At 71.2% G+C, this 12,417-nt stretch carries 8 protein-coding genes; 5 read left to right on the top strand and 3 right to left on the bottom strand.

Annotation, left to right across the window (positions count from 1 at the left end; translation table 11 throughout):
- Positions 1–3 precede the first annotated feature (3 nt).
- Complete coding sequence (locus O7623_RS07970) at positions 4–1,014, top strand: LLM class flavin-dependent oxidoreductase (RefSeq protein WP_282227954.1); 1,011 nt, start codon at positions 4–6, stop codon at positions 1,012–1,014.
- Positions 1,011–2,156 (top strand): alpha/beta hydrolase, encoded by a 1,146-nt coding sequence (locus tag O7623_RS07965; RefSeq protein ID WP_282227953.1) that lies wholly within the window; start codon positions 1,011–1,013, stop codon positions 2,154–2,156. The genes O7623_RS07970 and O7623_RS07965 overlap by 4 nt, the downstream gene beginning before the upstream one ends.
- Before the next feature lie 83 nt (positions 2,157–2,239).
- Here the strand turns inward: O7623_RS07965 and O7623_RS07960 are convergent, their stop codons facing one another.
- Complete coding sequence (locus O7623_RS07960; protein ID WP_282227952.1) at positions 2,240–2,857, bottom strand: cupin domain-containing protein; 618 nt, start codon at positions 2,855–2,857, stop codon at positions 2,240–2,242.
- Between the two features lie 273 nt (positions 2,858–3,130).
- On the opposite strand from O7623_RS07960, the gene O7623_RS07955 reads away from it, so the two are divergent.
- Both O7623_RS07955 and O7623_RS07950 read left to right on the top strand, forming a co-directional pair.
- On the top strand, positions 3,131–5,740 hold the full coding sequence (locus O7623_RS07955; protein WP_282227951.1) for a LamG-like jellyroll fold domain-containing protein: 2,610 nt from the start codon (positions 3,131–3,133) through the stop codon (positions 5,738–5,740).
- A gap of 179 nt (positions 5,741–5,919) precedes the next feature.
- Entirely contained in the window at positions 5,920–7,884 is a 1,965-nt protein-coding gene (locus O7623_RS07950; protein ID WP_282227950.1) for a phosphatase PAP2 family protein, read from the top strand.
- 71 nt (positions 7,885–7,955) lie between these two features.
- Here O7623_RS07950 and O7623_RS07945 read toward each other — a convergent pair whose 3' ends face one another.
- On the bottom strand, positions 7,956–8,729 hold the full coding sequence (locus O7623_RS07945; protein WP_282227949.1) for a hypothetical protein: 774 nt from the start codon (positions 8,727–8,729) through the stop codon (positions 7,956–7,958).
- A 260-nt stretch (positions 8,730–8,989) separates the two neighbouring features.
- On the opposite strand from O7623_RS07945, the gene O7623_RS07940 reads away from it, so the two are divergent.
- Complete coding sequence (locus O7623_RS07940; protein WP_282227948.1) at positions 8,990–11,449, top strand: low temperature requirement protein A; 2,460 nt, start codon at positions 8,990–8,992, stop codon at positions 11,447–11,449.
- Here O7623_RS07940 and O7623_RS07935 read toward each other — a convergent pair.
- A complete protein-coding gene (locus O7623_RS07935) occupies positions 11,379–12,275 on the bottom strand; it encodes an SGNH/GDSL hydrolase family protein (protein WP_282227947.1) in 897 nt (298 codons plus the stop codon). The genes O7623_RS07940 and O7623_RS07935 overlap by 71 nt on opposite strands.
- Between the last annotated feature and the right edge of the window lie 142 nt (positions 12,276–12,417).

The raw sequence follows: 12,417 nt of genomic DNA, 5'->3' as shown, positions 1-12,417 counted from the left end.
CGCGTGTCTGTGGAAATCGGACTCGGGCTGCAGAGCGACAAACGCGCCGGCGACTACGCCCGGCTGGCCCGCGCCGCCGAGGCGTACGGCTTCGACGTGCTCACCGTCTTCGGTGACCTGATGTACCAGCCGCCGATCTTCCCGCTGTTGGAGATGGCCGCCGCCACCGGGCGGGTCCGGCTCGGGGCAGCCTGCCTCAACCCGTACTCGATGGCCCCGTACGAGATCGCCGGGCAGCTCGCCGCGCTCGACCTGGCCTCGCACGGGCGGGCCTACCTGGGTCTGGCCCGTGGCACCTGGCTCGGCGCGGTCGGCATCGCGCAGCCCCGCCCGCTCGCCGCGCTCGCCGAGGCCGCCGAGGTGGTGTACCGGCTGCTGCGCGGCGACACGTCCGGGTTCGACGGTACGGTGTTCCAACTCGCCCCCGACACCGCCCTGCGGTACGCCGTGCACCGCCCCGACCCGCCGCTTCTGCTCGGCGCCTGGGGGCCGCGCGGCGCCGCGCTCGCCGGCCGGATCGCCGACGAGCTGAAAGTCGGCGGCAGCGCCAACCCGGACATGGTGCCGGTGATCCGCGACCGGATCCGCCCCGGTGCGCAGGCCGCCGGCCGCCCGGTCGACGACGTCGGGATCGTGTTCGGCGCGGTGACCGTCGTCGACACCGACGGCGAGGCGGCCCGGGCGAAGGCCCGCACCGAAGTGGCCATGTACCTGGCGGTCGTCGCCGACCTGGACCCGACGGTGACCGTCGGCGACGAGCTGCTGGCGCAGGTCAAGTCGTTGGTCGCGGCCGGGCGGGACGTCGACGCGGGCCGGCTGGTGCCCGACGACCTGCTGGACCGGTTCGCCTTTTCCGGCACCCCGGCGCAGGTCGCCGCCCAGGCGCAGGCGTTGATCGACGCCGGGGTACGCCGGGTCGAGTTCGGCACCCCGCACGGGCTCACCGACGACCGGGGAGTGGAGCTGCTCGGCGCGCAGGTGCTGCCGCTGCTGCGGAAGGAGAGTTCCCGATGACTGTCGATCACGTACTGGTCGTCGCCGGGCCGAGGCTGGCCGTCGACCCGTCGCTGCTGCACGGGCTGGTCGCCGCTGAGGCGGCCGGACTCGGCGTGGCCGGTGACTTCGCGGTCGCTGCCGACGCGGGCCAGGTGCGACAACTGCTCGACGGCCTCGGCGTGGGCAGCGCCGCCGTGCTGCTGCCCGGCCCGGACCCGGCGGTCCGGTCGTTGCTGACCAGCGGCGGCGACTGGGCCGCCCGTACCGTGTGGTACGAGCCCGACGTCACCGGCCCGCAGCCGGTGCACCCGGCCTCGACCCACCTGTACGGCCGGGGCGTGTGGGGGCTGGCCTGGGCGGTCCGGCACGCGGTGCACCGGCTGCGCCGACCGGCGCTGCGGATCGCGTACGGTCCGGATCCGGAGCAGTGGGGCGAGTTGCGGCTGCCGGTTACCGGCTCGGCTGCCGTGCACGTCGGGTCGTTGCCGGTGGCGGTGCTGCTGCACGGCGGCTTCTGGCGGTCGATCTGGGCGGCGGACCTGATGGACGCGCTCGCCATCGACCTGGCCGACCGGGGCTACGCCGCGTGGAACGTGGAGTACCGCCGGCCGGACCGGCACGGCTGGCCGGCGACCACCGCCGATGTGGCGACCAGCCTGGCGGTGCTGGCCAACCTGCCGGAGCTGACCGGTGGCGCCGTGCCGGACGGGCTGCTCGACCTGGGCCGGGTCGCGGTGTTCGGCCACTCCGCCGGCGGTCAGTTGGCGCTGCGGCTGGCCGCCGACGGTGGCCCGGTGCCAGTGGCGTTGGCGGTGTCGTTGGCCGGGGTGCTGGACCTGGTCGAGGGCCAGCGGCGCCAGGTCGGCACCGGGGCGGTCGCCGCCGCGCTCGGCGGTGGTCGCGACGACATCCCACCGGTGTACGCGGCCTCGGATCCGATGGCCCGGCTGCCGATCGGCGTACCACAGTTGATCGTCCAGGGTGCCAGCGACGACCTGGACCTGATCGACTTCAACCGCCGGTACGTGGCCGCGGCCCGCGCCGCTGGCGAGGATCCGGGCTGGCTGGAGCAGGCCGGTGACCACTTCTCGGTGATCGACCCGGCCGCGCCGATCTGGCGGGCGACGATGGCCGAGACGGACCGCCGACTCGGTCGGTGAGCCGCCCACCGATTATTACGTGGTAGTGAACATGGTGCCCAGCAGTGGGCAGTTCCGGCGGCGACCGGCGACGGTGCGCGGAATCAGAACAACCGGGGAGTGACCACCGAGACCACGGTGGTCACTTCGTCGGTGTCGTTGTATAGCCGGTGCGGGGTGTTCGACCGCAGGTGCAGGCTGTCGCCCGGGTAGAGCCGGTGCTCCACCCCGTCGACCTCGTACAGCAGCTCGCCCCGCACGACGTAGGCGAACTCCTCGCCGGCGTGCCCGTACGCCTCCTCGCGGCGCCCGCCCGGCGCGATGTGCACCAGCATCGGCTCCAGCACCAGGTTGGGGCCACGGTCGGAGAGCATCCGGTAGGTCTGCTGACCGGAGACGTACTCGGTGGCGCCGTTGTCGGCCCGGGTGAGCGTGAAGTGCACCGGCAGGTTGCCCTGCGGGTCCTCGGCGGTCGCGGGCGGCTCCTCGCTGAAGAACTCGGCGACCGGCCGGTCCAGGGCGGCGGCGACGCTGTTGAGCGCGGTCAGCCCGATCGACGAGACACCCCGCTCGACCTGCGACAGGAAGCCGATCGACAGGTTGGCCCGACCGGCCAGTCCGCGCAGGGTCAGCCCCTGTTCCTTGCGGAACTGGCGCATCCGGGCGCCGACCAGATCCTGGCGTACGTCACCGTCGGTGACGACGCGGTCTGACCTGCGCACCGGACCTCCCAGGGGGTGGGGCGGACCGCCCGCCGGGCCGCACCGAATTCTTGTTCGATGGTATCGAACTAACCACCCCGATCGGAACCCCGAACGGACGTCGTCGGCAGCTGATGCGCACGCTCACACCGACGGATGCTCGCCGGCCCACTGAGTGATCACCCACAGTTATGATCATTTACCTTGGCGTGAATCTTGTGGAGTCGGGGGATTGACGGGCGCTGGTATCCGGTGGCTACTCTGCTCCCGCATTCACATTTTCACATCGCGGGGGTGGACGTGCCGTACGGCAGGCGCCAGTTGACGTTCGACGCAGGTCAGGTATCAAAGGGACGGTCCGGCTGGCCGCGTCGCCTCGCCATCGGCATGGCGACCCTGCTCGCGGTGGCTCTGGTGCCTGCGGCGCCGGCGGTCGCCGCCGCCAACCAGGTGCCCGACCGCCCGACCCAGCTCACCGTGCACGGCCGCGCCTGCTCTCCGGAGACCGGCAAGATCTGGGCCATCACGACGACACCGACGTTCGCCGCCCGCGCCAGCGACCCCGACGCCGGTGCGCAGACGATCACCACCACGTTCTCCTGGCGGCGGGTCGGTCAGCCCCCGCACACCGCGCAGCAGGTGCAGCAGAGCACCGGCAACCCGTCCTTCGTCTCCGCTTCGGTGCCATCGGCAGCGGCGCTGGAGCACGGCAAGTCCTACCTGCTTCGCGCCCGCACCAGCGACAGCACGTCGACCGGGCCGTGGTCGGCACCGTGCCGGTTCACCTTGGACGTCATCGCGCCCGAGCCGCCGGCGAGCATCACCTCGGCCGACTATCCGCCCTCGACCCCGAACCAGCCCCCGGTCGGCGGAGTCGGCATCCCCGGGATCTTCACCATCAGCCCACCGGCCGATGCCGCCGGCATCGTCGGCTACGCCTACACCCTCGACAGTGGCATCGGCCCCGGCTCCGCACCGACGATCCCAGCCGCCGCCGACGGCTCCGCCACCCTGGAGCTGCAGCCCACCCGTAACGGCCTCAACACCCTGCGGGTCTGGTCGAAGGATCAGGCAGGGCTCGCCTCCACTGCCGTGGACTACCAGTTCTTCGTGGCTGCAGGCAACGCCCCGGTGGCGTACTGGGACTTCGACGACACCGCCGCCGTGGGCGCCGACGCCACCGGCAACGGCAACGCGCTCACCGTCGTCGGGGCCACCACCACGCCGGGCCGAGGTAGCCCCGCCCTGGCGCTGACCGCAGCCGGCGACCACGCGGCCACCAGCGACCCGGTCAGCTGGCCGCACCCGACCACCGCCGCCCCGCTCACCCTGCGTACCGACCTCACCTTCACCCTGTCGGCGTGGGTCAAGCTCGACGCCACCGACACCTCCCAGACCGTCGTGACGGTCGACGGCAGCACCACCTCGGTCGCCGCCATCGGCTACGACGCGGCCGCCGACCGGTGGCGTTTCACGATGGCCGACGCCGATTCCGCTGACGCTTCGCTGATCAGCGTGGACTCTGACGCCGCCGCCGTTCCCGGCCAGTGGACCCACCTCGCGGCGATCTACCACAAGCCCTACGGCACCCTGCAGTTGCACGTCAACAGGACCCAGCAGAGCGCGACCGCCACCCTCGCCGGCAGCGTCGCCGCCACCGGCTCGGTCACCGTCGGGCAGGCGACCCGGGCCGGCGCGGCCACCGATCAGTTCATCGGCCAGGTCGACGACGTCCGTGTCTACCAGCGAGCGGTCTCCGAATCGGAGCTCGGCGAACAGGCCCGCCCCGGCGCCCCGCAGATCAGCTTCCCCAGCGGCGCCACCGCCGCCCTCGGCACCCCGATCCCGGTGACCTTCGACGCTGGCGGCGACACCAACGTGACCGAGTTCCGCTACAGCATTGGCGCGGCCACCCTCGGCCAGACCGCCACGCTGGCAGAGCCCGGCGGCTCGACCACGGTGACCGTCACCCCGACCGCGCTCGGTGAGCTGCCCCTCTTCGCGGCCAGCCGCACCGCGAACGGGCTCACCAGCGAGTTGGCGATCTCGGCCGTGCATGTGCTGGCCGCACCGGTGACGGTGAGCGGCACCGTCTACGGGGCGGACTTCATGCCGGTCGGGGCCGGCGTACCGGTCACCCTGGAACCGGGCGGGCGGCAGACGACCACCGACGCCAGCGGCGGATTCAGCTTCGCTGACGTCGCCCCCGGGGAGTACGCCGTCACCGCGCGCTCCGGCCCGGGGGACTGCGCGCTGGTCGCCACCGAGGCCATCTTGGTGCCCGGCACCACGAACCTGGCCCTGTTCCTGATGGCGGCCGGCAACGGAGACGGCAGCTACTGCCAGGAGCTGAGCCAGCCGTACACCCCGGCGGCCGGTGCCCCCCTGGGGTTGTCCGGTGACGACGCGGTCACCGAGGTCACGCTGCCGTTCCCGGTCACCTTTTACGGGCAGACGTACACCTCGGCCTGGGTCGACACCAACGGCATCCTCACCTTCACCGACCCCGGTGGCTCCCACCCGGTGCCGACCAGCGTCCCGACCGTCGGCGGGCCCGACGCGATGGTCGCCGCGTTCTGGGACGACCTGATCGTCGACGAGCAGGCCGACGTGGTCACGGCGACCCGCGGCTCGTCCCCGTTCGGCGAGTACGTCGTCGAGTGGCGCAACGTGCGCCGGGCCGCCAACCCCGACGAACGGGTGACGTTCCAGATCGTGTTCGCTCAGCTCGGCGGCTACGTGTCGATCAGCTACAGCGGCATCGACCCGGCGAGCCCGGGTGAGCGCGGTGGCAGCGCCACCATCGGCATCGAGAACGCCGCCGGCACCACCGGCCTCCAGTACTCGTCCGGCGTGCCGGTGCTCACCGACGACCGTACGGTGGTCTTCCGGTCCGCCGGCTGACCTGTCGCATCCGACGCCGATGAGGTAGCCGATCGGCGTCGACGGATGACAGCAGGTCACCGGGGCACGGCGTACCAGTGGGAGACACGTCACTTCTGGATCTAACGATCGCTTGAGTCCACCGGCCGTTCGCTGACCGGCCCTGTGCCGTTCATCGGCGTTGGTCAGGGTCAGCAGCCATGACTGCACAGCACCATGCGATAGACCGCCGCGTCTTCCTGCGCGGCTCGGCCGCCGTCGCCGCCCTACCGGTGGCCGGCAGCCTGCTCACCGCCGCCCCGGCGGTCGCCGCCCCCGCCACCGCGACAACGGCGACCGCCGCCGGCAACGTACCGCCGGCGCCCAGCTACCCCGGGTTGCCGTTCGTCGACGACTACCTGACCAACACCAGCGCCAACCGGACCCCGCAGACCAACGCGGCGGTCCGGATCCTCGCCGGCTTCGAGCAGCTGTGGACCACCGGCAGCAACTGGGACAACGGCGTACCGCGCAGCGCCGAGGTGCTGCGGGCCAACATCCGGTACGTGGTGAAGGTCGGCGAGGAGCGGACCGACGCCGAGGCGAAGCAGGCGTACATCTTCGACCGGCAGCACCAGAGCTACAGCGCGATCAGCGGCCTCGGCCCGCTGACGCAGCCGTACCTGGCGGGTTCGCTCGCGGTCACCGGCATCACCGCCGCCCCCGACGGGGTGCCAGCCGGGCGGGTCAGCGACGCGCTGCCGCCGGGTGCCCCGGCGGGCTCGGCACTCGGCGCCGGCTCCACCTCGTCGGCGCTGGGCACGGTGGTGCAGCTGGTCAACACGATCCGTGGCCCGCACGCCTCCAGCAACCCGAGCAAGTCCACCTACCAGTATCCGCGACCGTGGCGGCTCACCGACGACAACAAGGTCGTCGAGACCGGCGGCATCCCGGTGCTGGGCGTGCCGGTGTACGCGGCGAACACCGCCGTGGTGCCGCAGCTGCTGCGCCAGCGGGCCGACAACCCGGCCGACGACGGCGGGTTCCCCAGCGGCCACGCCAACGCCGCCTACCTGGCGGCGCTGGCGTTTGCGTACGCCGTACCGGAGCGGTTCCAGGAGTTGCTGGCCCGGGCCAGTGACGTCGCGGACAGCCGGATCGTGGCCGGCATGCACTCGCCGGTGGACGTGATCGGTGGGCGGATCCTGGCCACCGCGCTGGCCGCCGCCGTGCTCGCGGATCCGGTGTACGCGCAGCTCAAGGCCGACGCCCGGCGCCAGGCCGCAGAGTATCTGCAGGCCGCCACCGGCACGAGCGCCGACACGCTGTACGCGTACGCCCACTCGGCCGGGCCGGACACGGACCCGTACGCCGACCGGGCGGCGAACCTGGCGAAGGTGACGCCCCGGCTGACGTACATGCTGCCGCAGGCGCGTAAGGACACCCCGTTCACCGTGCCGAAGGGCGCCGAGGTGCTGCTGGAGACCCGGCTGCCCTACCTGGACGCCGAGCAGCGGCGTGAGGTGCTGCGCAGCACCGGGCTGCCGGGCGGCTACCCGCTGCTGGACGGCCCGGAGCAGTGGGGCCGGCTGAACCTGTTCGCCGCCGCCGACGGCTACGGGTCGCTGCGGCGCACCGTACGGGTCACGATGGACGCCGCCGCCGGTGGCTTCCACGCCGCCGACGCCTGGCGCAACGACATCGACGGCGAGGGAATGCTGGTCAAGCTCGGCACCGGCGCGTTGACCCTGACCGGCGCGAACAGCTACACCGGCGGCACCCGGCTGGTCGACGGCACCCTGGTGGCGGCGTCGGAGCGGGCGTTGGGCGACGGCCCGGTGGAGCTGCGCGGCGGCACGTTGCGGTTGGACCGCACCGCCGGGCAGGTCCGGGTACGCGGCGAGTACGCCCAGTCCGGTCAGGCGACCCTGTCGGTGAACCTGACCGACGGCGGTGAGCCGCCGCTGGTGGTCGACGCGACGGCGACGCTCAACGGTCGGGCGGCCCTGGTGCTGGCCCTGGACCCGCAGCGGCCGCCGGCGGCGAACGTGTCGGTACCGGTGCTGCGGGCCAACAAGCTCGTCGGCACCTTCGGATCGGTCACGGTGACCGGGATCGACGGCTGGACCGCCGAGCCGTTCCACACCGGCACGGGCGTGTCGGTGCGGCTGCTGAAGACCGCCTGAGCGCAGGCGTGACGCGTGCCGCCCCGGCGATCGCCGGGGCGGCACGGTCGGTCACCTGAGCCGGACGGCGGTCAGGCGGGGGTGGCCCGCAGGACCGGCAGTACGGCGGTGGCCTGGGCGTGGCTGGTGTGGCGCATCACGATGGCGGTGGTGCCGGGCACGTCGTACGGGTTTGTCGTCGGCGGGTACGCGATGCGTTTGCTGGTGCTGCCGACCTTGCCGTCGTAGGCGGTGCACCTGGTCTCCCAGGTGTAGACAGCGCCGTTCTGCGGGATGCCGTTGAGTCCCTTGATGGCGGTCGAGCAGGTCGGCTTCAGCGTGCTGAGCACGGTGTTGTTGCTGTCGACGACCTGGTCGAGCAGCGACGAGGTGCTGAAGCCGGCGTGCGCGCGGGCGGTGAGGGCCAGCGGCCCGACGGTGTTCAGGGTGAAGCCGAGCTGGTCGGCGGAGGCCTTGTCGGTGACGACGTCGAGCAGGCTGTCGATGAGCGTCACGCAGGCGGTGGTGTCCCGCGCGTACGCCTGCAGGGTCGTCTGGTTGAAGTTCGGGATGTCGTTGAAGTCGATGATCGCGCTGCGGGCGCAAGCTTTCGCCTGCGCGGTGGCCAGCCGGTCGACCTGGGCCAGGATGTCGGTCCTGGCGTCGTTGATGGTCTTGATGATCTTGTCCGTCGCGTCGTCCAGCGACTGGCCCTCCTTGTACTCCTTGTACAGCTCGTAGGCGGCCTTCGCGGCACCGATGATCGCGGTGAAGTCGAACGCCTGGACGGGGCGGGCACCCAGTGGGAGGGTGACCACGACCGCGGCGACGGCGGCAACGGTACGGCGGAGCAGGACGCGTCTCATCAATCTCCCCTTCTGGCCGACGGCCGTCCCGGACAGACGATCATCCACTGTGGTTGAGAAGGTCCGCCGGGACACACGTTTTCCCGCAGGTCGCGGGTTTGGCCAGCTTCCCAACTATCACTGGATCATGATTGGACGCCGACTGGATGCGCCAGCCGCCGTGACGCGGGTGGGGGCGAAGGTCGGCGGGGCCGGGCGGCGGGGGGTGAATTTTACCGATGTCCCCACCGTGACCCGGCCCGGTCGGCACAGTGGGGTGCATGACGGACGGGGGTCCGGCGCCGCCCGAGCTCCGGCGGCGACGGTTCCTCGTCGTGCGCCCCGAGGGGACCGCCGGCGATGTGAGCTGGATGGAGCTCTTCATCGACCTGTTCTTCGTGTTCGCCTTCCTGCGGGTCACCAGCCTGATGGCAAGTCAGCTGCACTGGCTGGGGGTCGTCGAGGGCCTCCTCGTGGTGCTGATGCTGTGGCACTGCTGGAACTCCTGCGCCTGGCTCGGCAACGTCGTCTACCTGGACAAGGGCCTGATGCCGCTGGTCGTGTTCGGAATCGCCACCACGTTGCTGATCATGGGCGTCGCGATTCCGGGCACCTTCACCGCCGAGTCCGGCGGGGTGATCGAACCACTGATCGTCGCCGCCGGCTACCTGTCGATCATCTACACCGTGCTGGTGGTGCTGAGCTTCCTGCACTGGTCGCAGGGCCCTGCCGGTCGTCGCCCGGTGATCGCCTCCTGGCTGACCTACCTGCCGGCCGGGCTGATCCTGGCCTGCGCGGTCTGGCTGCCGCCGAGACTCGACCTGCCGATCGACGACCGGTACGTCCGTACCGCGTTGTTCGCCCTGGTCATTGTGATCAACTTCAGCGCGCTGCGAGTGGTCAGCAGCGGCAACGCACAGGTGGTGTCCGGCAGGCACCTCGCCGAGCGACACGGTCTGGTCGTCCTCGTCGCGCTCGGCGAAACCGTCATCTCTGTCGGCATCAGCCAGGGCCTGGGCGGTGACCGGCCCATCACCTGGCAGCTGCTGGCCGGCGCGGCGCTCAGCATCGCCGTGGTCGCCGTACTCTGGTGGACCTACTTCGACGTGGCCAAGCTCGTGGCGGAACACGCCATGCAGGGGCGGCCCCGGCCCGACCAGTCCCGGATCGCCCGGGACGCCTACAGCGGCCTGCACCTACCGATGATCTGCGGGCTCATCGTGCTCGCGCTCAGCCTGAAACACGTCGTCTCCTCCGCTACCGGCACCTCCGACCATCCCTGGCACGCCGAGAGCGTCGTTCTGCTGTTCGGTGGTGTCATCGTCTACCTCGGCGGGCTGATCGCGTTCCAGCGACGTGCCGTCGGAATGCTCGGGCGCAGCCCGATCGTCGGCATCGTGGCGCTGCTGGTGCTCCTGCCGCTGGCCGCCCACACCCCGCCGCTGGCCTCGCTCGGGCTGCTCCTGGTCGGGGTCGCCACGATGATCGTCGCCGACCGCACCGCGTTCCGGCGACGGCACCGGCAGTTGCACGAGCGGGTCGACCCCGAAGCCGCCAAGCTCACCGGCGCCACCCCGAAGGAACTCCTGGTCGACCTGGTCTTCGTGTTCGCGTTCATCCAGGTCACCGTCCTCATGGTGCGGGAGAGTTCGGTGCTCGGGGTGCTGCAGGGGCTGACCCTGCTGGCGCTGCTCTGGTGGGCCTGGGCGAGCTTCTCCTGGGTGACCAACGCGGTCCGACACGACACCGCCCCGGTCCGCCTGGCGATGATCGGCGTCATGGCGGTGACACTGGTCCTCGGGATCGCGTTGCCGCAGACGTTCGAGCCGGTCCCTGGCGGACTGCCCGGTGCCAGCGTCGTGGTGACCGCGTACATCGCCGGTCGGCTCGTCCAGGCCGCGCTGATCTGGCATGTGGCACGGGAACAACCGGAACTGCCGGCGGTGCTCCGGCAGGGTGCGGTGCCCAGCACAGTGGCGCTGACGCTGCTGGCCGGCAGCATCGTGCTCGACGTGGTCGTCCCCGACGACCGGTCGACTGACGTGATCATCACCGCGATCTGGCTGGTCGCTGTCCTGATCGAGATCTTCGGGAACTACCGGACCGGGCTGCGCGACTGGCGGATCCGGACCGTCCGGCACTGGACCGACCGGTACGCGTTGATCATGCTGATCGCGTTCGGTGAGACCATCATCGCGCTCGGGTTCTCCGCCGCGCAGGAGGCGACCTCCGTACTGCTGGTCCTGGTCCTGTCAGCCGCAGCAGTTGCCATCTGCGCCATCTGGTGGTCCTACTTCCACACCGACGCCGGCCTCGCCCACGACGCCCTGGAAGCGTCCCGGGGCGAGGAGCGGGCGAAGCTGGCCCGCGACGCCTACACCTACCTGCACCTGCCGATGGTCGCCGGGCTGATCCTGTTCGCGTTCGGCCTGCGCGAGACCCTGATCCTGCACGGCGGCGTGCTGACCGCCCACGCGCACGCGCTCGGTCACTACGCGCTCTACGTCGGTGCGGTCGTCTACCTCGGCGCGAATCAGGCGTTCTGGTGGCGGGTCTGGCGGCGGGTCAGCGGCTACCGGATCAGCGGTGCGGTCCTGGTCGCCGTACTCGCGCCGGTCACCGCACCGCTGCCCGTGCTGTGGAACATCGTGTTGCTGGCCAGCCTCGGGATCACCTTCGCTGCGGTCGAGATGCTGGCGCACCGGCGTCGGCGAGTCGGTCCCGTCCACCAACCGACCTGACGGCCGCGTCGAGCGCCTTCAGATAGCCGCCGGTATAGCCGTCCAGGTTCGGGTGGAACGCGTCCTTCAGCTTGGTGACGCCGTTGAGCCACGGGGTTTCACTGCAGACCCGGTGGGACGTGAACAGGTCGTCCACCGGGGCGAACACGCCGTACGTCTTCGCGATGGCCTCGATGGCCTTGTTGAGCTGCACCGCCGCGTCGTTGATCCAGCCCCGTCGGGTCGCATCCAGCGGCGCTTCGAGGCAGAACGACGGGGCGAACAGCTGGGCGTAGCCGAGCACCACCAGCTTGGCGTTCGGGGCGGCGGCGAGGATGTCGCCGTACACCTGCTTCAGCTTGCCCGGCAGCGTCGTCGCGACGTACGCGAGGGCCTTGTCGATGGCGGCTTTGCAGGTGCTGTCGTGCAACGCCTCGATGCAGGTCTCCAAGGTGGAGGTGAAGCCGAGGTTGTCGCCGCCGACGGTGATCGTCACCAGCTTCGTGTCCGGCCCGAGGAAGCCCAGCTGGTGGGCGATCACATCGTCGGTGGTCGCGCCGCTGCAGGCCGCGAAGCCGAACGACATCGCCGGATGTGCGGCGGCGTACTGGGCGGCGTACGAGTGGGTGCTCTGCTTGCAGTCGCCGTCGTGGTACGGCGGGGCACCGACCCCCGACGAGTACGAGTCACCGAGCGCGACGTACTGCCGGTCGTCGGCGGCGGACGTGACACCGGTCGTGCCGGCTGCGTTGGCGGTGGCGGGCGCTGCGGCGATGGTGATCAGCAGTGCGGCCGAGACGGACAGGGTCAGGGTGCGGCGGAGATGTCTGGCACGGTTCAGAGTCACGGCTACCTCCCCAGGATCCGAAGTAGTCAGAAGGATGCGGCCGCCATCGCCGTTAATCAATCCCCGAACGGACCGCTGTCCGCTTCACGACCGATCGGCACGGTCGGCGGCGTGACTGCGGCACCCTGTTGTCGACATCGGC

Source organism: Solwaraspora sp. WMMD791 (genome assembly GCF_029581195.1).
Lineage (GTDB): Bacteria > Actinomycetota > Actinomycetes > Mycobacteriales > Micromonosporaceae > Micromonospora_E.
The sequence above is the reverse complement of the archived record's forward strand: the minus strand, read 5'-3'. Positions and strand labels throughout refer to the sequence as shown.

Bases quoted from the DNA above. Each gene is read 5' to 3' on its own strand.
- O7623_RS07950 (WP_282227950.1), top strand. From the start codon at position 5,920: ATGACTGCACAGCACCATGCGATAGACCGCCGCGTCTTCCTGCGCGGC.
- O7623_RS07940 (WP_282227948.1), top strand. From the start codon at position 8,990: ATGACGGACGGGGGTCCGGCGCCGCCCGAGCTCCGGCGGCGACGGTTC.
- O7623_RS07965 (WP_282227953.1), top strand. From the start codon at position 1,011: ATGACTGTCGATCACGTACTGGTCGTCGCCGGGCCGAGGCTGGCCGTC.
- O7623_RS07945 (WP_282227949.1), bottom strand. From the start codon at position 8,729: ATGAGACGCGTCCTGCTCCGCCGTACCGTTGCCGCCGTCGCCGCGGTC.